Origin of the sequence: Pseudogemmobacter blasticus (assembly GCF_003071405.1) — a bacterium.
Lineage (GTDB): Bacteria > Pseudomonadota > Alphaproteobacteria > Rhodobacterales > Rhodobacteraceae > Pseudogemmobacter > Pseudogemmobacter blasticus.
In genome coordinates this window covers 2,810,885-2,832,123 of record NZ_CP020470.1, presented here as the reverse complement: position 1 = coordinate 2,832,123, position 21,239 = coordinate 2,810,885, and the positions used below count along the sequence as shown (strand labels likewise).

The window sequence follows — 21,239 nt, the reverse complement described above, 5'->3', positions numbered from 1 at the left end:
GCGATCCTTCTCAAGGTGTCGGATGCCGGATCAGACGGCGAACATCAGCAGCAGGGCGACCAGGAACGAGAAGATGCCCAGAGCTTCCGCGAAGGCGATGCCGACGAAGAGGTTGGCCATCTGCGACGGAGCCGCCGAGGGGTTGCGCAGGGCGCCGGCCAGGAAGTTGCCGGCAATGTGGCCCACGCCGATGCCGGCGCCGCCCAGACCGATGGTGGCCAGACCGGCACCGATGTACTTGCCGAGCAGCGCGAGTTCGCCTTCCATGATGGTTCTCCTGTGATTGGAATGGCTAGGGTTCTGTGTCCGGACCTTAGTGATGGGCTTCGCCGACGGCGTCGCGCAGATACACGCAGGTCAGAATGGTGAAGACGTAGGCCTGAACCGCCGCAACCAGCGTTTCCAGACCGTAGATGGCGGCGATGGCGACGATCGGCACGACCGAAGCCACGCCCATGGCGCCGGCGAAGCCCGCGAAGACCTTGATCACGGCGTGACCGGCCATCAGGTTGCCGCCAAGACGAATGGAGTGGGACAGCGGGCGGACGAAGTAGGAAATCACTTCGATCACGGCCAGCACGGGACGCAGCACCAGCGGCGCCGACGACACCCAGAACATGCCCAGGAAGCCAATCCCCTTGCGATAGAGCCCCACCAGCGTGACCGTCAGGAAGACCGTCACCGCCAGGACCGCCGTCACGGCGATATGCGAGGTGGTGGTAAAGCTCATCGGGATCAGACCCAGCATGTTCGCCAGGAAGATGAACATGAACAGCGTCATGACATAGGGGAAGAACTTCGCGCCTTCATGGCCGGTCACTTCTTCCACCATGTTGTGGATGAAACCGTAGAACAGTTCGGCCACCGATTGCAGGCGCGACGGGATGATGCCGCGATGACGGGTCGCCAGAACGAAAAGCCCCAGCAGCACGACGATCGAGATCGCCATCCACAGCGTCACGTTGGTGACGGTGTACCAATGCACCGGACCGTCGCCGAACAGCGGCTTGACGATGAACTGATCCATCGGGTGGATCGCCAGACCGCTGCCTTCCGCCGCGTGCTCTTCAGTTCCCGTCGCCACCTTCGTTCCCCTCACGCTTCGCGGCGATCGCCGCTTCGGTCGCCTGTTTTCCCTGAAGTTCGCGTGCGGTGCCCAGCATGGTGCGCACCCCGGCCGCGAACCCCACCAGCGAGAAGATCGCCAGGAACAGCGGGAGCGTGCCGATCAGCACATCCAGCCCGTAACCGATGCCGACCCCGAACAGTATTCCGGTGGCCAGCTCGATCACCATCCGATAGGCGACCTCGCCTTGCGAGAATCCTTTCGCCGTCTGGGATTTCACCGGCTTCGGCTTATCCCTCAGTTTCGCAAGCCGCTCTTCCAGCGCACGAAGTCGGTCGGGATGGGGGTCCGAAGCCATTTGAAGGCCCTTTCCGGCAGTCCGGGGCGTTCTACGGGCGGGGGCGGCCTGTGTCAACCCGCCGCAGACCACAGCGCCACGGTCGTAACCAGTTGAATTTCAATAACATCGCGACTCATGGCTGAGTCTTCCTCCCCAAGCGGCGCCCGGCCATGCCGGATCGCCATATTCAACCGTCAAGTTGAGGAATTTTCCGGGGTAGACGGCAAGGCCTGCCGCCAGGCCGGGAATCGCCCCGCCGGTCATCCGGCGGGGCGCTGTCTGTTTCAGGTGGCCAGCGCGGGCCCGTTGCGCCCGGTCAGCGTCTGGCGCAGGAACACCGCGCCAAGAATCGCCGCGCCGATCAGCGTCGACACGATCTCGGGCGCGATCATCAGCAGCGCGGCAATCGACAGCACGATCCGTTCCACCAGCAGCAGCGGAGCGCGCAGCCAGTTGGTGATCGCCGCCGACAGGGCAATGATCCCCAGCACCGCCCCGGTAAAGGCCGTCAGGAAATCGGGCAGGGTGAATGCCTCTGTCACCAGCAGCAACGAGGGCGAGAAGACAAAGACGAACGGCACAAGCGCCTTGCCCATCGACAGCCGGAAGGCCGTGTTCCCCGCCTTGAAGCCGTTGGCCCCGGCAATGCCTGCCGCCGCATAGGCCGCCAGCGCCACAGGGGGTGTCACATCAGCCAGAACGCCGAAGTAGAACACGAAGAAGTGGGCCACCAGCGGCTCAACCCCCATCATGCCCAGAACCGGCGCGGCAACCGCGACCATGATGATATAGTTCGCCGTGGTCGGCACACCGCAGCCCATCAGCACGCAGACCACCGCCGTCAGGATCAGCGTGAACAGCAGCGCCAGCGTGGGCATGGTGAACAGTTCGAACGGCAGGAAAGACAGGAACGCATGGGTCGAACCGGCCCAGTCCTGCGCCACGCTGGTCACCATGAAGGCGATCTTGAAGCCCACGCCCGTCAGCGTGACGATTCCGATCACCACGCCCACCAGGGCCGCGGCCACCGTCACCGAAAGCGACTGGCGGGCGCCAGCCACAAAGCCTTCATAAATACCCAGGGCGGTTTCCTTCGCCCCTTCGGCCGGCCCTGCGGCCATGATGCGCTGGATGAGGTAGACCACCATGCAGGCGGTGATCGCCCAGAAGGCCGAAAGGAACGGCGTGCGGCCTGACATCAGCATCCACACCAGCAGCACCAGCGGGAAGACCGAAAGCCAGCCTTCACGCAGAACCTTCATTGCCTTGGGCAGTTCTTCTTCGCGCAGGCCGCGGATGCCAAGACGCTTGGCCTCAAGATGCACCTGCACCAGCACGCCGAAGAAATGCATGAAGGCCGGAACGATGGCGGCGATCAGGATCGTCCGCAGCGGGATTCCCAGATACTCGACCATCAGGAAGGCCACCGCCCCCAGCACCGGCGGCGTGATCTGCCCCCCGGTGGATGACGCCGCCTCGACCGCCGCCGCGAAATGGCGCTGGAAGCCGACCTTGATCATGGCCGGAATGGTCAGCGCGCCGGTTGTCACCGTATTGGCGATGGAGGATCCCGAAATGGTGCCAAGCATGGCCGAGGACACCACCGAAACCTTGGCCGGCCCGCCGGCAAAGCGGCCGGTCAGCGCGGTGGCAAGGTCAATGAACAACTGCCCCAGCCCGATCTTCTGCGCCATCACCCCGAACAGGACGAAGTGGAACACATAAGTCGCGATCACCCCAAGCGCGGTGCCATAGATGCCCTGCGATGTCAGATAGAGGTGATTGATGATGTTCGACCAGTCAGCGCCCGGATGCACCAGGATGCCCGGCATCGACTTGCCGAAATAGGCATAGGCAATGAACAGCAGCGCAATCACCGGCAGCGGCCAGCCCATCGAGCGGCGGACCGCCTCAAGCAGGGCAACCAGCAGGATCGTGCCCATCACGATGTCGATGGTCAGCGGATTGCCGACACGGAACGCAAGCTGGTCATAGATCCACGGCACATAGAACGAACTTGCCGCAGCGGCGAAGGCCAGAACCCAGTCGTAAACCGGGATACCCAGAATGGCGAAGCCGCCGCTGGTCTTCTCGCGGGTCCGGGCAAAGGCGGAAAAGCTGAGGAACAGCAGGAACAGCGACACGCCCATGTGCAGCCCGCGGTGGGTTGTGGCGCGCGGAATGCCGAAGCCGGCGGTATAGAAGTGATAGACCGACAGCAGGAACAGGATCACCCCGGACAGGACGGCCACCGGCCGGGTCACGGTTCTAAATCGTGCCTCCGGGTCATATTCTTCTTCGATCTTGCGGATTTCTTCGTCGGAAAGTTGGCGCGTTGCGTCACTCATTCACCGGTCCCCACTGGCAGGATATTGCTTTTGTTTGAAAGGGCGCGGTGGTTGCCCGCCGCGCCCTTCATCCGGCATTGCCTTACTTGAGCTTGCCAACTTCCTTGTAGAACTTCTCTGCGCCCGGATGGAACGGGATGCCTGCGCCCAGGGTCGCGGTGTCCAGCGTGATCATCTTGCCCTTGGCATGACCGGCGGCGAACAGCTTCTGGGTGTTCTCGTTGTAAAGCGCCTTGACGATGCCATAGACCAGATCTTCCGGCAGATCGGCGCTGGTCACCAGTTGCGCCCCGACCGAGATCGTGGCGACATCGGCGTCCTGGCCCTTGTAGGTGCCGGCCGGAACGGAATCGGCCGCGAAGAAGGAATACGTTTCGCGCAGCTTGTCGATTTCCGGGCCGGTGATCGGCACCAGAACCACGTCATGCTGGCTGGCCAGTTCCGCAATCGCGCCCGCCGGATAGCCGCCCACGAAGAAGAACGCATCCATCGCACCATCGCGCATCCGGTCCGCCGCCTGATCCGGCTTCAGGTATTCCGGGGTGACATCGGCTTCGGACAGGCCAAACGCCTCAAGGATGATCTTGGCATCAACCAGCGTGCCCGACCCCGGCTCGTCCAGCGAGACGCGCTTGCCCTTCAGGTCTGCGACCGAGGCAATGCCGGCATCCTTGCGCGCGACAAGGTGGATGCTTTCGGGGTAAAGGTTCGCGATCAGCCGCAGCTTTTCAACCGCCGGCTGGCCTTCCCAGAGGCCGGTGCCGGTCTGCGCCCAATAGGCCACGTCCGATTGGCTGAAGCCCGCTTCCAGAGCGCCGCCATTAATGGCGTTGACGTTGCCGACCGACCCGTTCGAGGCAACGGCCGTGGCCACCAGCCCCGGAACGCCGCAGGAACCACCGTCCTCGCAGGCGCGCGAGCCGGGCGGGTTCGAGATCGCGTTCGCGATCAGGCCGCCAATCGGATAATAGGTGCCGGCCGTGCCGCCGGTGCCGATGCGGAAGAACTGGATTTCCTGCGCCGTGGCCCCTTGGGCAAACAGTCCCACCGCAAGGGCGGCCCCCATGATCGACTTCATGAATACGGTTTTCACAACATTCTCCCTAGGCTGTACTTGACGTTCCACCCCCACGATCGCGCGGGCAGTTTCCCTAGGTAGTCGATGGTTTGCCGGGGGTCCACACTTCAGGCGCAAGTCTTTCCGGGTGACTTTTCTTTCGCCCGGACGGCCCGATGGGGGCGATTTGCGCCAAAGTAACAAGTAATTTGCAGGTTTCGTGCTTTCGATTGACGCCCGCGCGCCTGGCCCGGATAGTTGCGCCATGTCCGAAGCACGCCCCGCAGAACGCCCTGCCGCCAGCCGCCTTGACGCCGTCTTTGCCGCGCTGGCCGACCCCACGCGGCGGGTGATTCTGTCGATGCTGCTGGAAGACGACATGGCCGTAACCGATGTGGCGCACCCTTTCGCCATGTCGCTGGCCGCCATCTCGAAACACCTGCAGGTGCTGTCCGACGCCGGGCTGATCAGCCGCGAACGCCGGGGGCGGGTGATCTGGTGCAAGCTGGAGCCTGATGCCCTGCGCGCGGCCTCGGTCTGGATGCAAGGCTTCGGCCAGTTCGAACCGGTCGATCTGGATGCCTTCGAGCGGTTCCTGGAAGCCGAGCTTGCGGATGGCGACCCGGACGACGACGGCGATCAGCCGGAAAACCAGCCGGCATAGGTCTTGCGCAATTCGGCCTTCTGCACCTTGCCCATGGTGTTGCGCGGCAGCTCGGGCAGCACCACGGCGGCCTTGGGTTGCTTGAACCGGGCCAGCCGGTCCTGCAACCCGGCCAGCACCGCACCCGCGTCCAGCGTCACCCCCTTTTGCGGCACCAGAACGGCAAAGACGGCCTCGCCGAAATCGGGGTGCGGCAGGCCGATCACCGCGCTTTCCAGCACACCCGGCTGCGCATCCAGTTCCGCCTCGACCTCAACCGGATAGACGTTGAAACCGCCGGTAATCACCAGATCCTTGGCGCGGCCCACGATCTGCACATAGCCCGCATCATCCAGCCGCCCCACGTCGCCGGTGATGAACCAGCCGTCGGGGCGCAGCTCCTCAGCCGTCTTTTCGGGCATCTGCCAATAGCCCTTGAACACATTCGGCCCGCGCACCTCGATCACGCCCACGTCGCCGGGGGCGACCTCGGCCCCCTCGGCCATGATCCGCAACGCCACCCCCGGCAGCGGCAGGCCCACGGTGCCGGGGCGCCGCTCCCCGTCATAGAGGTTCGAGGTGTTCATGTTCGTCTCGGTCATGCCATAGCGCTCCAGGATGCGGTGGCCGGTCCGCGCCTCGAACACGCGGTGCGTTTCAGCCAGCAGGGGCGCCGAGCCGGACACGAACAGCCGCATATGCGCGCTGGCCGCCCGGTCAAAGCGCGGATCATCCAGCAGGCGGGTATAGAAGGTGGGCACCCCCATCATCGCCGTGGCCCTTGGCATCAGGCGCAGCACGGTTTCCGGATCGAACCCCGGCAGGAAGATCATCGCGCCGCCGGTCAGCAGGCTGATGTTGGTGGCCACGAACAGCCCGTGGGTATGAAACACCGGCAGCGCATGAAGCAGCACATCCTGCGCCGTGAACCGCCACAGATCGGCCAGCACCTCGGCATTCGACAGCAGGTTGCGGTGCGTCAGCATCGCGCCTTTCGAGCGCCCCGTGGTGCCGCTGGTGTAAAGGATCGCCGCCAGATCATCGGGGCCACGGTCCACCGGCTGCACGGTTACGGGCTGGCCCGCCATCGCCGCCGCGAAACTGCCGCCGCCAGCCCCGTCCAGCGTCAGCACTGCCGTGCCATGGGCGGCGGCAACGGGGGCAAGGGCCGCCTCTTTCGCCGGGTCGCAGAGGAAAAGCCGCGGGGTGGCGTTGCCGATGAAATAGTCCACCTCGGCGGGCGTATAGGCGGTGTTCAGCGGCAGGAAGACCGCGCCTACGGCCACCGCCCCGGCATAGACCGCCAATGCCTCGGGTGATTTCGCCACCTGAACCGCCACCCGGTCGCCCGGCTGCACGCCAGCGGCCCGCAGGGCGTGGGCCGCCTGCGCCACCCGCGCCAGAAAGCCAGCACCGCTGATTTCCCGCCCGTCCGGCAGGATCAGGAACGGCGTCGTCCGCCCGGCCAGCGGGGCGAAAAGCGCGTCGAACAGCGTGTTGGCCATGATGATCCTGCCCTTGTCGGTGCCGTCTCGCTTTTGCCACGGCCGGGCCCCGCGCCTCAAGCCGGGAAACAATCTGTCGCAACACGGCGGACGATGGCCCGACTTTCAGCCCCAACCCGCCACAAACCTGCCCAGCTTGACCGGCACGGTCCTGTCAAAGGGTGCCGATACCGAAGGAGAGCGTCCCATGGCGAAGATGTTGGAGTTTCTGCGCCGGCTGCGGCTGAAACGTTCCCCGGCAGCACCGGCAGAACCGGAAACGGCCTTTGACCGCCGGCTGCGGAAAATGGGCAATGCGCATCAGGCCAGCCGGGCGCGGGCCGGCCTGTTCAGAACGCAACCTGAACGGATGGAAGCCTGAGCGCGCCCACCAGATCACGCAGTTCCTGCCGCGCGGCGACGTTCGACAGGTTCAACTGATCCACCCCTGTATCCTTGAGATCCAGCAGCGTCAGGCCACGGGGGAACAGTTCGCGGAAGATCACCCGTTCGGAAAAGCCGGGCGCCACGCGAAACCCGATCCGGCGCGACAGGTCTTCCAGCGCCGAACCGACCTTCTTCTTGTTGTGCATCTGCTGCGCGCCCAGACGGTTGCGCACCACGATCCAGTCAATCGGCGGCAGCCCGGCCTGCGCCCGCAACTGCCGCGCGCCCCAGACCATTTCGGAATAGATCGACGGCCCCTTGACCTTGCCGGTCTCGGCATCGACGCGCGCCAGCAGGTCGAAATCGACGAAGCTGTCGTTCAGCGGCGTGATCAGTGTATCGGCCAGCGAATGGGCCACCTGGCTTAGCCTTGTGTGGCTGCCGGGGCAGTCGATGACGATGAAATCCTTTTCGGCGTCCATCGCCGCGACGGCCATCGTCAGGCGCTGGTCATAGGCATTTTCGCCGGGGGCCAGCGTGGCCGGGTCCGCCTCGGGCAGGTCACGGTAATCGGGGCTGGGCAGATCCAGCCCGGCGCGCGCCAGATAGGCACGGCGGTTCTCGACATAGCGGCCAAAGCTCTTCTGCCGCAGGTCAAGGTCCAGCCCGCCGACGCGATGCCCCATCCGCGCCAGCGCGGTGGCCACATGCATACAGGTGGTGGACTTGCCCGAACCGCCCTTCTCGTTCCCAACAACGATGATATGCGCCATCCAAGCCCCCAGGTCTTCGGCCGCGTGGCAGCGCGGCAGTTCTAGGCAATGGGGGGTAGCGGGGGAATCCGCCGACGGCAAGAGGGTTGCACGGCATGGCCGGCCGGAACAGCCTGCCGGACAAGCAAAAAGGGCGTGCCCTGCGGCACGCCCTTCGGTTCGGATCGCGACAGTCTCAGAAGCCGAGGCCCGCGTATTTGTTCTTGAACTTGGACACGCGGCCGCCGGTATCCATCAGCTTGGCCGACTGGCCGGTCCAGGCCGGGTGCGCCAGCGGGTCGATGTCCAGCGACATGACATCGCCTTCCTTGCCCCAGGTGGAACGGGTCTTGTAGGTGCTGCCGTCGGTCATCTTCACTTCGATGAAGTGATATTCGGGGTGAATGCCTTCTTTCATCTCGGCCGCTCCTTACTCGGATTTCGCTTTGTAGGTGGCGTTTTCCGCGATCCGGGCCGATTTGCCGCGGCGCGCACGCAGATAATACAGCTTCGCACGGCGAACCTTGCCGCGGCGGACAACTTCGATGCTGTCGATGTTGGTCGAGTAGAGCGGGAACACCCGTTCCACGCCTTCGCCGAACGAGATCTTGCGAACGGTGAAGCTGGCGGCGAGCGTGGCGCCGCCCTTGCGGCCGATGCAGACGCCTTCATAGGCCTGCACGCGCGAGCGGTTGCCTTCCTTCACCTTGTAGCCGACGCGAACGGTGTCGCCGGCCTTGAAGTCGGGGATGGTCTTGCCGAGGGCGGCGATCTGTTCCGCCTCGATCTGCGCGATGAGGTTCATGCGCGGTCACTCCGGTTGCCTGCGGTGGTTCCGCAGAGGTGATGCCGTGCCAGAGCTCCTGGTCTTCGTCCGGGTCCCCCTTTCCTTTCGGAAAGAAGCCCGCCAGAGGTGGCGCCTGCTTTTCTGTCGTCTCCCCGCAAGAGATGCCGGACGAAGGGTTCCGGCCTTGCAAAAGGGAATCGTGTCCGATGGGCAAGGCTGCCCCGGACCGGGCGCGTATAGGGCCTGCGGGGGGCTTTGGTCAAGGGGCAGAGTGGTCCACGCCAAGGCGGGATACTGCGCCAGCGAAGCCAACGGGGTGCGAGCCCGTTTTCAGGGTTTCCCGGGCTTTCGCCCCGGTTTCGGCACCGCGTCCTGCGCCGCCTGATGCGCCGCCCAGAGGTCGGGCCGCCGCGCGGCGGTCAGCGCCTCGGCCTGCGCGCGGCGCCATTTGGCCACTTCGCCATGGTTGCCCCCCGTCAGCACCGCCGGAATCTCCTGCCCTTCCCAGACCTGAGGGCGGGTGTATTGCGGGTGTTCCAGAAGCCCGTGCGAAAAGCTCTCCTCCTCGGTCGAGGCGGCATTGCCCAAAACGCCGGGCAACAGCCGGACAGTGGCGTCCAGCATGGCCTGCGCCGCGATCTCGCCCCCGGTCAGGACGAAATCGCCCAGCGAGACTTCCTCGATCTGCCAATGGTCCAGCACCCGCTGGTCCACGCCTTCGAACCGGCCGCAGAGCAGCGTGATGCCCGAGCCGGCCGCCCAACGGCGGGCGGTGGCCTGATCGAAGGGCCGGCCGCGCGGCGAGACATAGACCACCGGCCAAAGGCTGCGGTCCGGGTCGGCGCCCTGCATCGCCACGCGCAGCGCCGCATCCACCACATCGGCGCGCAGAACCATGCCGGCCCCGCCACCAGCGGGGGTATCGTCCACGGTGCGGTGACGGCCTTCGCCGAAATCACGCAAGGGCACCGTATTCAGCCGCCACAGGCCGAAATCCAGCGCGCGGCCGGTCAGCGACAGACCAAGGGTGCCGGGAAAGGCATCGGGAAACAGGGTAACCACCCGGGCGTCGAAGGCCCCCTTCACAACCCGCGGCTCTTCCATCAGGTCGCGCGGTTGCAGGCTGGCCTTGATCGACAGGCGGCCGTGGCTTTTCGGGGGATCGGACGGGTTCGACATGGGCCCCGGATTAGCGGCAATCCGACCGGCAGGAAAGGGGCCTGTCGCCCCTGCCCCGCTCAGGCCGCGCGCGAGGTGCCCCGGGCGGGTGTGGCGGGCAGCAGGTCAGCCAGTGCCGACAGTTCGGCGGCCCGGTCCCCGCCAAGTTCCTGGGCCAGCGTCCGCAGGGCAAGGGCATCGGGGAACTGGTCCAGCCGGTCCGGCAGCGCGCGGGCCAGCGCGGTGGCGCGGGGCAGCAGATCGGCCAACAGCCCGTCGTCCCGCCCCGCCGCCGCGAAGGCGGCCCGCAGCGCGCCCGGTGCGCTGCCCGCGGCCAGCAGGGCCGGATCGGTTCCCCACAGCACCAGCGCCTTGCGCAGCGCGGCATGGCGGGTGGCGGGTGCCTTGGCCAGCGCCGTAGCCAGCCCGGCCGCCGACGGCCACCCCTTCCCCGGCACCGCCGACTGTTCCAGCAGCCCCAGCACGGTTTCGGGCGCGGCATCATCGGGCAGCGCCAGCAGGGCGGCTGCGGCGCGGGCCGGATCACGCGCCAGCGGGTTGACCCCGATCGGCAGGCGCGCGGCCTCCATCAGCGCGTCGATGGTGACACCTTCGGCAAGGGCGCGGTCCGGGTTCCAGGCCAGCCGCATCAGCGGCAGGGCCAGGAAGGACATGGCAACCGGCAGCATGGGGAACATCACCGGCAAGGTGCCCAGCACCCCGCCGATGCCGCGCCCGACGCCGAACAGCACCGTCACCAGCAGGATCTGGCTGAGGATCTGCGTCAGCGCGGCCCCGACCCCCACGCCGGACCGCCAGTCGGCCAGCGTCATCGGCCATTGGTGCGGGCGCAACAAAACCAGCCAAAGCACGAAGATCGACACGAAGGGGGGCAGCATGGCCCAGCCAAAGCCGCCCAATCCCGCCACCAGCGGCCCCATGTACAAAAGCGCCGTGGCGATCTGCAGGAAAAGAACGCGGAAACGAGACATGGCCAGACCCCTTTGCTGCCGGCAGGCCGCAGCCCTGCGCCGACCAGCACAAGCGGGGTGCACGGGGCGCGCAGAAACCTTGCGACTTGGGCACCTTTGACGGCGGCAAGGTTGACCACCGTCATGGCGAAAGAAGGGCGGATTTGCGGCCTTGCGGGTGCGCGGCCGATTGCCGTTCAGACGCCCGGGTTCAGTCGTCCAGCCCTTCGGGCAGGTCGGCGATCAGCCGGCGCGAGGCAAGGTCAACCGTGGGCACATTGGCGCGGGTAAAGGGCAGCAGCAGCGCGGCCCCGGTCGCGGCAAGACGGATGTCCAGCAGATCGCCCGCGCCGTGATTGTGCACGGCGGTCACGGTGCCAAGCACGGCACCGCCGGGATCGCGCACCTCAAGGCCGATCAGGTCGGTGTGATAGAATTCGTCGTCCGGCAGGCTGGGCAGCCGGCTGCGGTCTGCATAAAGCTCGGTCCCTTTCAGGGCGTCGGCTTCTTCCTTGGTCGAGATGCCCGACAGGCGGGCACCAAGGCCGCCCGCCACCGGACGGGTCAGCCGCAGGGTAAAGCTGCGGCGGCCGTCTTCGGTGGTCAGCGGGCCGTAAGAGGCGATGTCCGACGGTTCGGCGCAAAAGCTTTTCAGCCGCACCTCACCCTGAACACCGAAGGCGCCGGCGATGGCGCCCACGCAGATGCGGTCGGTCATGGCTGGGGCTCCTCTTTCGGTTCTTCGCAATAGCCGCGCGTGTCCCATGTTCCGCCGGCATCAAGGCAGGCATCCTGCTGCCCCGAGGTGCCCAGCCTGACGCCGGCCCAGAACGCCGCCACCAGAAGGGCCAGCGTGATGGTCCGGCGCACAAGGCCAAGGCCGGGGATCATGGAACCGCGTCAGCCGGTCACTCGGTCGCCGGTTCGGCGGCGCGGGCGGCCTTCTTCGCGGCGCGTTCGGCCATGGCCTTGCCGGGAACGGCAGACTTGGGGTTCGAACGGGCGGTCTTCGGGCGAACGCCGGCGGCTTCCAGGAAGCGGGCGACGCGGTCGGTGGGTTGGGCGCCTTGCGACAGCCAGTGGTTCACGCGGTCAAGGTTCATGACGATGCGCTTTTCATCGTCCTTGGCCAGCAGCGGGTTGTAGGTGCCCAGCTTTTCCAGGAAGCGGCCGTCGCGCGGCATACGGCTGTCGGTTGCAACGATCGAGTAGAACGGGCGCTTCTTGGAGCCGCCGCGTGCCAGACGAATTTTCATAGCCATGTGAGTTCTCCTTTGGTGATGGCTGAAAGACGGGGGGCACCCCGCCCTATTTCTGCAGTTTCTCGTGATGCCTGATGACTTCGCTGATGATGAAGTTCAGGAATTTCTTGGCAAATTCCGGGTCAAGCCGGGCCTCTTCGGCCAGCCGTTCCAGGCGTTCGATCTGCCGCGCCTCGCGGGTGGGGTCGCTGGGCGGCAGTCCGTGTTCGGCCTTGAGACGCCCCACGCCCTGCGTGTGCTTGAAGCGTTCGGCCAGGGTGAAGACGAGGATCGCGTCAAGCCGGTCGATCGACTCGCGGTGTTCCTTCAGCAAAGCTGCGGCCTTGGCGGCGGCGTCCATCAGGCCCCCCTTTCCGTGATCTTGCGCGCGTCTTCCACACGTCTTCCTTCCGTCTTCCCCTGGCGCCGGACCTGCGCGTCATCTGCGTTGTCGGCGGCAGCGCCGGGCATCGGCGTCTGGTGCGGGCTGCGATGCGGGGCGAGGGTCATGCCAGCCCCCCCCGGCGCGCGGTGGCGGTAGATGTGATAGCTGCCCTTGTCATCCGACAGCGTCTTTTCCCGCGTGGCGCCCAGCCGAAGGGCCAGCGCCTCGGACCGGGCATTGTCGGTGGCGATCATGCTGATCAGCGGCGCGGGCGACAGGCGGGCGTGGTAATCGGCCTGCGCGGCAAGGGCCGCCTCTTGCGCATAACCCCGGCCTTCGTGGCCGTCGAACAGGTGCCAGGCCAGTTCGGGTTCGGGCCAGCCGTCGTGATAGATCACGCCGATCCGGCCGATGAAATCGCCGGCGGGGGTATCGACGGAATAGAAGCCATAGCCGCGCAGCGCCCAGTGGCCGATGTTGGCCAGAAGCCCGCGCCAGATCCAGCGGCGTTCGATGCCGCCGCCCAGATGCACCGCGCGGGGGCTGTCGTTGAAGGCCAGCATGGCCGGGAAATCGGCCTCGCGCGGTTCGCGCAGGATCAGGCGTTCGGTGGCCAGCACCGGAATGGCGAAAGGCAGGGTCATGCCGCCCCCCGCAGATCGTGGCGGATCACCACATCGCCGGGGTCGATACCCGGCAAGGACGGGTCGATCACGCCACCCAGACGCAGGCCAAGCGCGATGGAGCGGGCATTGGCCGGTTCGATGATATTGGTGACATGCGGCCAGTCGAAGGTGACACGCACCCAGTCAAGCACGGCGCGGGCCGCCTCCAGCGCGATGCCCCGGCCTTCGGCGGCAGGCACCACGAACCAGCCCAGTTCCGGGGCGGGATAGTCATCGGCGTGATAGATCCCGACCTCGCCCAGATAGGCGCCGGTCTGGCGGTCTTCCACGGCGAAGGGGCCATAGCCCCGCAGCGGCCACAGCGCCACATCGGCCGCCCAGTGCCGCCAGGCAGCCGCGCGCGGCAGGGGGCCACCTTCGTGAACCGACCGGGGCGAGGCGAAGAAATCGGCCCAGGGTTCGAAATCCGACAGCTTCGGCAGGCGCAGCCGCAGGCGGCCGGTCTCAAGGACCGGGCCATGTGCCGCGAACTGTGCCGAACCGAGGGTCATTTCTTGCGCATCAGCCCCGAAAGACCAGCCGGCAGGGTGATGCCGCGCGCCATGCCGGGCAGGCCGGGCATACCGGCGCCGGACATGCCTTGCTGCATACCCTTGGCGGCCTCGGCCAGTTGTTCAGGCGTCATCTTCGAAGGGTCGGGCATCCCGCCCTTGCCCATCATCGACTTGATGGCCTGTTTCATCATGCCACCCTTGCCCATCTTCTTCATCATCTCGGCCATCTGCTTGTGCTGTTTCAGCAGGCGGTTCAGGTCCGAGACATCAAGGCCGGCACCGGCGGCGATGCGCTTCTTGCGGCTGGCGGCCAGAAGGTCGGGGTTGGCGCGTTCCTTCTTGGTCATCGAGTTGATCAGCGCGATCTGGCGTTTCAGCATCTTGTCGTCGATGCCGGCTTCCGCCGCGGCGGCCTGATGCTTGGCCATGCCGGGCAACATGCCCATCAGGCCCTTCATGCCGCCCATCTTGATCATCTGTTCCATCTGAGCCTTGAGGTCGTTCATGTTGAACAGACCCTTGGCAAAGCGCTTGGCCATGCGTTCGGCCTGTTCGGCCTCAAAGGTTTCCTGCGCCTTCTCGACCAGGGCCACGATGTCGCCCATGCCCAGGATGCGGCCGGCCACACGCTCGGCCTCGAACACCTCGATGGCGTCCATCTTTTCGCCAAGGCCGACAAAGCGGATCGGCTTGCCGGTGACGGCGCGCATCGACAGCGCCGCACCGCCGCGACCGTCGCCATCCATCCGGGTCAGGACAACGCCCGAGATGCCGACCTTGCCGTCGAATTCGGTGGCGACATTCACCGCGTCCTGGCCGGTCAGGCCATCGACCACCAGCAGGGTTTCGCGCGGGGCGGCGATGTCGCGGACCGACTGCACCTCGTCCATCAGCACTTCGTCGATGTGCAGGCGGCCGGCGGTATCGAGGAAGATCACGTCATAGCCGCCAAGCGACCCTTGGGTCTTGGCGCGCTTGGCGATCTGGACGGCGCTTTCGCCCTTGACGATGGGCAGGGTATCGACGCCGATCTGGGTGCCCAGGATCTGCAACTGCTCCATCGCCGCGGGACGGTTGGTGTCCAGCGAGGCCATGAGGACGCGCTTGCCGTTCTTGTCCTTCAGGCGCTTGGCCAGCTTGGCGGTGGTGGTGGTCTTGCCCGAGCCCTGAAGGCCGACCATCAGGATGGTGGCGGGCGGGTTGTCGATCTTGAGCGCGTCGGCCGGGCCGTCGCCGGCCAGCACGCGGATCAGTTCGTCATGGACGATCTTGACGACCATCTGGCCGGGGGTGATCGACTTGGTGACGGCGGCGCCGGTGGCCTTGTCCTGCACGCGCTTGATGAAATCGCGGGCGACGGGCAGCGAAACGTCGGCCTCAAGCAGGGCGACGCGCACTTCCCGCAGGGCGGTGATGACATCGGCCTCGGTAAGGGCGCCCTGCTTCGTCAGGCGGTCGAACACGCCGCCAAGGCGTTCTGACAGGCTTTCGAACATGGCGCTCTCCTTTGCGCGGGTCACGGGTCTGCCCCGATATGGGGCGGCGGGGCCATGCTGCAAAGCCGGACGGCACCCGTGGGCGCAACCGCGCTGACGGATGTCGATCCCGGGCCTGTGCCCATGGGACCGGAAGCGATCAGCCTCCGGGGAATTGGGTCGGGCGATACGCCTGCGGGGGCACGGAGTCAAGCGCCGCGGGTTACAGCCCCTGCCCGGCCAGCATGGCGCGCAGCGCTTCCAGCCGTTCGGCGGGCCAGTCCAGCGCCAGAACCTCTGTCCAGGCGTTCAGGTAATCGGCGCCGGCATAGACATGGCCGCGGCCCGGCGGCGTGGTCGTGGCGGTCAGCATGTCGAAGCCGACCTGAAGGAAGGTGACCACCGGAAACCAGCGCAACCCCGGCGAGACATCGGGGCCGCGCGGATCGGCCAGCCAGGCGGGACGGCGCCACAGAAGATCGGCCGAGAAATGGGCGATCGCGTCGGACGGGTAGGCAAGATAGACGATGCGCACCGCGCCCCAGGGGGCGGTGGCGTCGCGAAGCCGGTTTTCCTGCGTGGTCACGCGGATCACCGACCCGTCGCCCACCAGGGGCGCCCAGGCGGGGCTGCCGGCGTTGCGGCCGGTGATCACCTGCCGCCAGTTGCCATCGGCAAAGGGCGGCCCGGCCCAGAGGGCGCCCTGCATCGGGTCGCCCAGAACCTTGGGTAGCCAGACCGCCAGTTCGCCGTTGCGCGCGCCCAGCGACAGGCCGAACAGGTAAAGCTGCGGGCGGCTGTCGCGCGGCAGGCTGTGCCAGTGGTCATAGAAGGTGCGGAACACCTCGGCTGCGGTTTCGGCCCCGTATTCGGGTTGCAGGATCAGGGTCATCCAGCTTGGCAGGTAGGAATACTGCACCGCCACCGTCGCCACGTCGCCCTGGGTCAGGTAATCCAGCGGCTGCATCGCGGCCGGGTCCATCCAGCCGGTGCCGGTGGGGGTGGCGATCACCAGAACCTTGCGGTCGAAGGCGCCCTGACGTTCCGCCTCGGCCAGGGCCAGCCGGGCGCGGTCGGCGGCGGTGTCGGCGTTGTTCAGGCCGACATAGATGCGCAGGGGTTCGCGCGCCGGCAGTCCGGTCAGCGCGGTGATGGTGGCGGCATCGGGGCCATCCAGCACCCAGCTTCGGCCGGCCGCCCCCAGACCTTCCCAGCCAACCAGCGAGGCGGGGCCGCCGGTCTTGCCTGCGGGCGGTGGCGCCTGATCGTCCGGCATCAGCCGGTCGAGCGCGGCATATGTATCGTCCAGCGCCCCAAGGGCGCGTGCCAGAACCAGATCGTTGCCGACGGCCAAGAACAGAAGGCCGGCCAGGAACAGCCCCAGCGCAAGGGCCAGGCGGCGCGGGATCAGCCGCTGAAGCTGGGCCGAGATCACCCGCCAGAGCCGGCGGAACAGCCGCCCCAGCAGCACCAGCAGCAGCGCCAGCACGGCGGCGACGGCCAGGATGGTGAAGGGGCGCGCGGTTTCGACCGGCGGAATGTCCATCGCCAGATGGATGCCGTTCTGCCAGCCGGTCACGCTCCACAGCCCCCAGCCCGCCAGCGCCAGCGCGGCCGCAACCGACAGGCGCAGCGCGCGGCGCTGGTTGCGGGGGGCGGGGTCCGCCCTTTCAAACAGCCAGCGCCAAAGCGCGACCATCGCCCAGCCGATCAGATAACCGGCGGCGAAGCAGACGCCCGCCAGCGCCCCCTGCACCAGCCCCGCCCGCGGAATGAGCGATGGCGTCAGCGAGGCGGCAAAACAGGCCGCCCCCAACACCAGCCCGGCCGCCGAAGGGCGGCCCAGCAGCGGCAGATCCTGCGAGGGAACGAGGCGGAACATGCGGCATCTTTCGGTTGTGCCCGCCCTGTTTCCCAAGGCCGGGGGTGTGCCGTCAACCGCGAACTGCGCTGGCCGGAACAGGCCAAAGGCGCGCATCATCGCGCTGCGAAGGTAATGGCAAAACGGCGGCGCAAGAACTTGTCAGGCGTCGCTGCCAAGGCCAAGGGAGGAAATCTGCCTTCTCGGCACCGAATCGGCCAAATTCGTAGCATGAATGATTCATTTCAAAGTCATGCAAGTTGACAGACTGACGATAAGCCCACACCCTGATCAAACAATTCATAGCAAGTTGCCCGCGCTGAATGGCCAGGGTTGTAGCGTGGCGGCCTTGGGACTCATGTTGGAAAGGATGCGAAATGCCGACAACAACCGATACCTGGGGCTGGGTGCAGACAAGCCCCGGACTTAACAACGGCGGTTCCACCGATATCAGCGCGGCGATGAACGGCCGCGTGTTCACCATGGGCGGCGGCGGGAACACGGCCGCCGTCGATTATGGCAACATGGACATGTACGATGGCAACGACGACGGGCTTATCACAACCACTGTCAACACGCCCGCTACCGCCGACAGGCTTGTCATCAACGGCACGAACTACACCCTGAACGAGGTCGGGATTTTCAACAGCTCGACCTATACCTATGTGGGGGCGGGCGGCGTGGTGAAGACCTATGTCGCCAGAGTGGTGGTGTACCAGCTTGGCAACGGCAACCTTGTCATCCGCATGCGCGACGATGATCGCGATGCTGCTCCGGCAGACTTCGGGTATCAGAATGTCACGAATATCGCGCTCGGAACGTGGGACGGGACACGCTACTCGTCCACCGTGGTTTCGAACTTCGATGCCTTTCCGCCGAACGCCTGCTTTTGTCGCGGAACCCTGATCGACACGGAACAGGGGCCTGTCGCAATCGAATCGCTGCGCCCCGGCGACCTGGTCCGGACCCGCGACAACGGCTTGCAGCCGATCCGCTGGATCGGGTCTTCCGTGGTCAGCGGCGCCGCGCTGGCGGCAAACCCCAAGCTGCGGCCGATCCGTATCCATCCCGGCGCTCTGGGGACGAACATGCCGTCAGCGACACTGCTGGTTTCGCCGCAGCACCGCGTGATGATTTCCTCGCAGATCGCCATGCGGATGTTTGGCATCGCAGAGGTGCTGGTGGCGGCCAAGTCTCTTGTCGAAGCCACTGGAATCGAGGCCGCCGACGATCTGGACGAGGTTGAGTATTTTCACATGCTGTTCGACCGCCATGAGATCGTTTGTTCGAACGGCGCCGAGACCGAATCGCTGTACACCGGCCCCGCGGCGCTGCGCTGCATTGACCGGGAGGCACTGGAAGAGATCGCGACCCTGTTCCCCGAACTGCGAATCTCGATCGACCAGCCGGTGCCGGCCCGGCCGGTGCCCGCAGGACGGCAGGCGCGCCGGCTGGTAGCGCGGCACGTCGAGAACGGGCATGCGCTGTTTGGGGCGGTATCGCGGGAACAGTCGGGGACCGGCCGCGCCCTGGCCGGATAGCAGCCATACCGGACAGCCCCCGGTGCAAGGCCCCGCCCCTTTTCGGCCTTGCGGTGGCATCGGGTTTCTTCTTTGCTGTGCGACAGCGCACAGGCAAAGGGTCCGATGATGGAAAACTGGGACGAGATCCGCACCGCCTTTCAGGTGGCGCGCATGGGCACGGTTTCCGGCGCGGCCGAGGTGCTGGGCGTGCATCATGCGACCGTGATCCGCCATATCGACGCGCTGGAAAAGCGGCTGGGGACGCGGCTTTTCCAGCGCCATGCCCGTGGCTATACCGCGACCGAGGCGGGGCGTGACCTGCTGTCGGTGGCGCAGGCCACCGAAGAGCAGTTCGCCCAGTTGCAGAACCGGATCAAGGGTCAGGGCGAGACGGTGCAGGGCGAGCTGGTGGTGACATCCATCGCCGGAATCCCCGATCTGCTGGTGCCGGTGCTGACCGGATTCCAGACGCGCTGGCCTGCGGTGATTGTCCGCTTTCTGACCGACATGCGGCTGTTCCGGCTGGATTATGGCGAGGCGCATGTCGCCATTCGTGCAGGGTCGGTGCCGGAAGAGCCGGACAATGTGGTGCAGCCGCTGGTGCGGCTGAAGACCGGGCTTTACGCGGCGAAATCCTATGCGGCCGCGCATGGCCTGCCGGCATCCGAGGCGGATTTCGCCGGGCACCGCTTCATCTCGCCCGACAACGAGGCCAGCCGGGCACCGTTCTACCGCTGGCTGCGCGACCATGTGGCGGCCGACCAGATGGGGTTCCGCACCACCGAGCCGGCCGCCTCGGAAGCGGCGCTGCGCGGCGGGGCGGGGATCGGCTTCCTGTCGGCCTATCGGGCGGCGGGCGACCCCGATCTGGTCGAGGTGCTGGCGCCCCGGGTCGAGTGGGACTCTCCGCTCTGGATCGTCACCCATGTCGACCTGCACCGCACCCGCAAGGTGCAGGCCTTTGTCACCCATCTGAAAGAGGCGGCGAAGGACTGGCGGCTGTGCAGTTGACCGAAAGCCGCCGCGGCCATGCCGCGATGCTGGGCTTTTCGGCGCTGGTGGCGGGGTCATTCTCGCTGGGCAAGCTGGCGGCGCCGCTGATCGACCCGGCGGCGATCACCGCGGCGCGCTTCGCGGTGGCGGCGGTTCTGGTGGGGGCCGTGGCCGGGCTGACGCGGGGCTTTCCCCGCGCGGCGCTGGCGGCGCCGTGGCGCTATCTGGCGCTTGGGGCGCTGATGGCGGCCTATTTCGTGCTGATGTTCGAAGGGCTGAAAACGGCGACGGCGGTTTCCACGGCGGCGGTCTTTACCCTGACGCCGGTCATGGCGGCGGGGTTCGGCTGGCTGCTGTTGCGGCAGCGGACCGGCGCGCGGATGGCGCTGGCCCTTGCACTGGGCGCGGCGGGGGCGCTGTGGGTGATCTTTCGCGGCGATCTGGCGGCGCTGATCCGGCTGGAGGTGGGGCGCGGCGAGGCGATCTATTTCTGGGGCTGCGCGGCCCATGCGCTGTATGCCGCGCTGGTGCGCAAGCTGAACCGGGGCGAACCGGCGATTGTCTTCACCTTCTGGACCATGGTCGCGGGCACGGCGGCGATGCTGGTCTGGGGCGGGCCGGCGCTGCTGGCCACCGACTGGGCGGCGCTGCCGGGCGTGGTCTGGGTGACGCTGGCCTATGTCTCGGTCGCGGCAACGGCGGCGACGTTCTTTCTGGTGCAATATGCGGCGCTGCGGCTGCCGGCGGCCAAGGTGATGGCCTATACCTATCTGGTGCCAAGCTGGGTGATCCTGTGGGAGCTGGCACTGCATGGCACGGTTCCGGCGGCGCTGGTGGCGCCGGGGGTGGCGCTGACCTGCGTGGCGCTGGCGCTGCTGCTGAAGGAATAGGCCCGTGCGCGTGGTGGTGATGGGGGTGTCGGGCTGCGGCAAGTCCACGCTGGCGGCGGGGCTGGCGCAGGCGCTGGACGCGCGCTTTGTAGATGCCGACGACCTGCACCCGGCGGCCAATGTGGCGCGGATGGCGCGGGGCGAGGCGCTGACCGATGCCGACCGCGCGCCCTGGCTGGACCGGGTGGCGCAGGTGCTGGCCGAAGGGGCGCCGGTGGTGGTGGCCTGTTCGGCGCTGAAACGCGCCTATCGCGACCGGCTGCGCGCGGCGGGCGGGGTGCGGTTGCTGTATCTGGCGGTGCCGAGGGCCGAGCTGGCGGCGCGGATGCAGGCGCGCAAGGGGCATTTCATGCCGCCCGCGCTGCTGGACAGCCAGCTTGCCACGCTTGAGGTGCCGGGGCCGGATGAGGCCGTCACGCTGGACGGCACGCAGCCGCCCGCGCAGGTGCTGGCGGCCGCGATGGCGGCGGTGTCGGGCCGGTTCAGTTGAAGGCGTAGCCGGCGCGGATGCCCAGCTTCCTGAACACGATGGCCGCCGGGCAGAAGCCGGTGAACGAGGACTGGATCAGGTTCAGCCCGATGAACACGGTGAACCAGACGAACAGCGGCGAGACATAGGCCGTCAACAGCACGCTGAGCAGCACCATGCAGCCGGCGAACAGCATCACGGAACGATCAAGGGTCATGGGGTTTCCTTT

The 21,239-nt window shown here is 66.7% G+C and carries 26 protein-coding genes; 6 read left to right on the top strand and 20 right to left on the bottom strand.

Annotation, left to right across the window (positions count from 1 at the left end; translation table 11 throughout):
- Positions 1-30: 30 nt before the first annotated feature.
- From B6K69_RS13810 to B6K69_RS13790, 5 genes are all read right to left on the bottom strand, one after another.
- Positions 31-267: a F0F1 ATP synthase subunit C gene (locus B6K69_RS13810; RefSeq protein ID WP_107673744.1), complete on the bottom strand. Its 237-nt coding sequence runs from the start codon at positions 265-267 to the stop codon at positions 31-33.
- 46 nt (positions 268-313) lie between these two features.
- On the bottom strand, positions 314-1,027 hold the full coding sequence (locus B6K69_RS13805) for a F0F1 ATP synthase subunit A (RefSeq protein ID WP_108644188.1): 714 nt from the start codon (positions 1,025-1,027) through the stop codon (positions 314-316).
- 40 nt (positions 1,028-1,067) lie between these two features.
- A complete protein-coding gene (locus B6K69_RS13800; protein ID WP_107673746.1) occupies positions 1,068-1,424 on the bottom strand; it encodes an AtpZ/AtpI family protein in 357 nt (118 codons plus the stop codon).
- Positions 1,425-1,690: 266 nt separating this feature from the next.
- A complete protein-coding gene (locus B6K69_RS13795) occupies positions 1,691-3,754 on the bottom strand; it encodes a TRAP transporter permease (protein ID WP_108644187.1) in 2,064 nt (687 codons plus the stop codon).
- Positions 3,755-3,836: 82 nt separating this feature from the next.
- A complete protein-coding gene (locus B6K69_RS13790; RefSeq protein WP_108644186.1) occupies positions 3,837-4,832 on the bottom strand; it encodes a TAXI family TRAP transporter solute-binding subunit in 996 nt (331 codons plus the stop codon).
- Positions 4,833-5,076: 244 nt separating this feature from the next.
- Between B6K69_RS13790 and B6K69_RS13785 the strand changes: the two genes are divergently transcribed.
- Positions 5,077-5,475 (top strand): ArsR/SmtB family transcription factor, encoded by a 399-nt coding sequence (locus tag B6K69_RS13785; RefSeq protein ID WP_108644185.1) that lies wholly within the window; start codon positions 5,077-5,079, stop codon positions 5,473-5,475.
- Here the strand turns inward: B6K69_RS13785 and B6K69_RS13780 are convergent.
- Positions 5,451-6,959 carry a malonate--CoA ligase gene (locus B6K69_RS13780; RefSeq protein WP_108644943.1) on the bottom strand — a complete coding sequence of 503 codons (1,509 nt, stop codon included), beginning with the start codon at positions 6,957-6,959 and terminating at the stop codon, positions 5,451-5,453. The genes B6K69_RS13785 and B6K69_RS13780 overlap by 25 nt on opposite strands.
- A gap of 187 nt (positions 6,960-7,146) precedes the next feature.
- On the opposite strand from B6K69_RS13780, the gene B6K69_RS18215 reads away from it, so the two are divergent.
- Positions 7,147-7,320, top strand: coding sequence for a hypothetical protein (locus B6K69_RS18215; protein WP_164681962.1), 174 nt, complete (start codon positions 7,147-7,149; stop codon positions 7,318-7,320).
- On the opposite strand, the gene B6K69_RS13770 is transcribed toward B6K69_RS18215, so the two are convergent.
- From B6K69_RS13770 to B6K69_RS13715, 13 genes are all read right to left on the bottom strand, one after another.
- Complete coding sequence (locus B6K69_RS13770) at positions 7,289-8,098, bottom strand: division plane positioning ATPase MipZ (protein ID WP_107673750.1); 810 nt, start codon at positions 8,096-8,098, stop codon at positions 7,289-7,291. The genes B6K69_RS18215 and B6K69_RS13770 overlap by 32 nt on opposite strands.
- A gap of 175 nt (positions 8,099-8,273) precedes the next feature.
- Positions 8,274-8,495, bottom strand: coding sequence for a 50S ribosomal protein L31 (rpmE, locus tag B6K69_RS13765; protein WP_107673751.1), 222 nt, complete (start codon positions 8,493-8,495; stop codon positions 8,274-8,276).
- 12 nt (positions 8,496-8,507) lie between these two features.
- Positions 8,508-8,882: a 50S ribosomal protein L19 gene (gene rplS, locus B6K69_RS13760; RefSeq protein ID WP_107673752.1), complete on the bottom strand. Its 375-nt coding sequence runs from the start codon at positions 8,880-8,882 to the stop codon at positions 8,508-8,510.
- A gap of 312 nt (positions 8,883-9,194) precedes the next feature.
- Positions 9,195-10,043 (bottom strand): tRNA (guanosine(37)-N1)-methyltransferase TrmD, encoded by an 849-nt coding sequence (gene trmD, locus B6K69_RS13755; protein ID WP_108644184.1) that lies wholly within the window; start codon positions 10,041-10,043, stop codon positions 9,195-9,197.
- A gap of 59 nt (positions 10,044-10,102) precedes the next feature.
- On the bottom strand, positions 10,103-11,014 hold the full coding sequence (locus tag B6K69_RS13750) for a hypothetical protein (protein WP_108644183.1): 912 nt from the start codon (positions 11,012-11,014) through the stop codon (positions 10,103-10,105).
- Positions 11,015-11,204: 190 nt separating this feature from the next.
- Positions 11,205-11,711 (bottom strand): ribosome maturation factor RimM, encoded by a 507-nt coding sequence (gene rimM / locus B6K69_RS13745; RefSeq protein WP_108644182.1) that lies wholly within the window; start codon positions 11,709-11,711, stop codon positions 11,205-11,207.
- Entirely contained in the window at positions 11,708-11,884 is a 177-nt protein-coding gene (locus B6K69_RS18210; RefSeq protein WP_164681961.1) for a hypothetical protein, read from the bottom strand. Before B6K69_RS18210 ends, rimM begins: the two co-directional genes overlap by 4 nt.
- 17 nt (positions 11,885-11,901) lie before the next feature.
- A complete protein-coding gene (gene rpsP, locus B6K69_RS13740) occupies positions 11,902-12,255 on the bottom strand; it encodes a 30S ribosomal protein S16 (protein WP_108644181.1) in 354 nt (117 codons plus the stop codon).
- Positions 12,256-12,301: 46 nt separating this feature from the next.
- The gene (locus tag B6K69_RS13735; protein WP_164681960.1) at positions 12,302-12,595 is read right to left on the bottom strand and encodes a chorismate mutase; all 294 of its coding nucleotides are present in this window, start codon (positions 12,593-12,595) and stop codon (positions 12,302-12,304) included.
- Complete coding sequence (locus B6K69_RS13730) at positions 12,595-13,263, bottom strand: GNAT family N-acetyltransferase (RefSeq protein WP_108644180.1); 669 nt, start codon at positions 13,261-13,263, stop codon at positions 12,595-12,597. Before B6K69_RS13730 ends, B6K69_RS13735 begins: the two co-directional genes overlap by 1 nt.
- Positions 13,260-13,796, bottom strand: a complete 537-nt coding sequence (locus B6K69_RS13725; RefSeq protein WP_108644179.1) for a GNAT family N-acetyltransferase — start codon at positions 13,794-13,796, stop codon at positions 13,260-13,262. The genes B6K69_RS13730 and B6K69_RS13725 overlap by 4 nt, the downstream gene beginning before the upstream one ends.
- On the bottom strand, positions 13,793-15,295 hold the full coding sequence (gene ffh / locus B6K69_RS13720) for a signal recognition particle protein (protein WP_108644178.1): 1,503 nt from the start codon (positions 15,293-15,295) through the stop codon (positions 13,793-13,795). Before ffh ends, B6K69_RS13725 begins: the two co-directional genes overlap by 4 nt.
- Before the next feature lie 202 nt (positions 15,296-15,497).
- Positions 15,498-17,156: an alpha/beta hydrolase gene (locus tag B6K69_RS13715; RefSeq protein ID WP_108644942.1), complete on the bottom strand. Its 1,659-nt coding sequence runs from the start codon at positions 17,154-17,156 to the stop codon at positions 15,498-15,500.
- A 356-nt stretch (positions 17,157-17,512) separates the two neighbouring features.
- Here B6K69_RS13715 and B6K69_RS13710 point away from each other — a divergent pair, with 356 nt between their 5' ends.
- From B6K69_RS13710 to B6K69_RS13695, 4 genes are all read left to right on the top strand, one after another.
- Positions 17,513-18,676 carry a Hint domain-containing protein gene (locus B6K69_RS13710; RefSeq protein ID WP_228156743.1) on the top strand — a complete coding sequence of 388 codons (1,164 nt, stop codon included), beginning with the start codon at positions 17,513-17,515 and terminating at the stop codon, positions 18,674-18,676.
- 108 nt (positions 18,677-18,784) lie between these two features.
- Complete coding sequence (locus tag B6K69_RS13705) at positions 18,785-19,669, top strand: LysR family transcriptional regulator (protein WP_108644940.1); 885 nt, start codon at positions 18,785-18,787, stop codon at positions 19,667-19,669.
- Positions 19,666-20,541, top strand: a complete 876-nt coding sequence (locus B6K69_RS13700; protein ID WP_418259945.1) for a DMT family transporter — start codon at positions 19,666-19,668, stop codon at positions 20,539-20,541. The genes B6K69_RS13705 and B6K69_RS13700 overlap by 4 nt, the downstream gene beginning before the upstream one ends.
- A gap of 4 nt (positions 20,542-20,545) precedes the next feature.
- Complete coding sequence (locus B6K69_RS13695) at positions 20,546-21,031, top strand: gluconokinase (RefSeq protein WP_228156742.1); 486 nt, start codon at positions 20,546-20,548, stop codon at positions 21,029-21,031.
- On the opposite strand, the gene B6K69_RS13690 is transcribed toward B6K69_RS13695, so the two are convergent.
- A complete protein-coding gene (locus tag B6K69_RS13690) occupies positions 21,024-21,227 on the bottom strand; it encodes a YgaP family membrane protein (RefSeq protein ID WP_108644177.1) in 204 nt (67 codons plus the stop codon). The two genes, B6K69_RS13695 and B6K69_RS13690, sit on opposite strands and share 8 nt — an antisense overlap.
- Positions 21,228-21,239 lie beyond the last annotated feature (12 nt).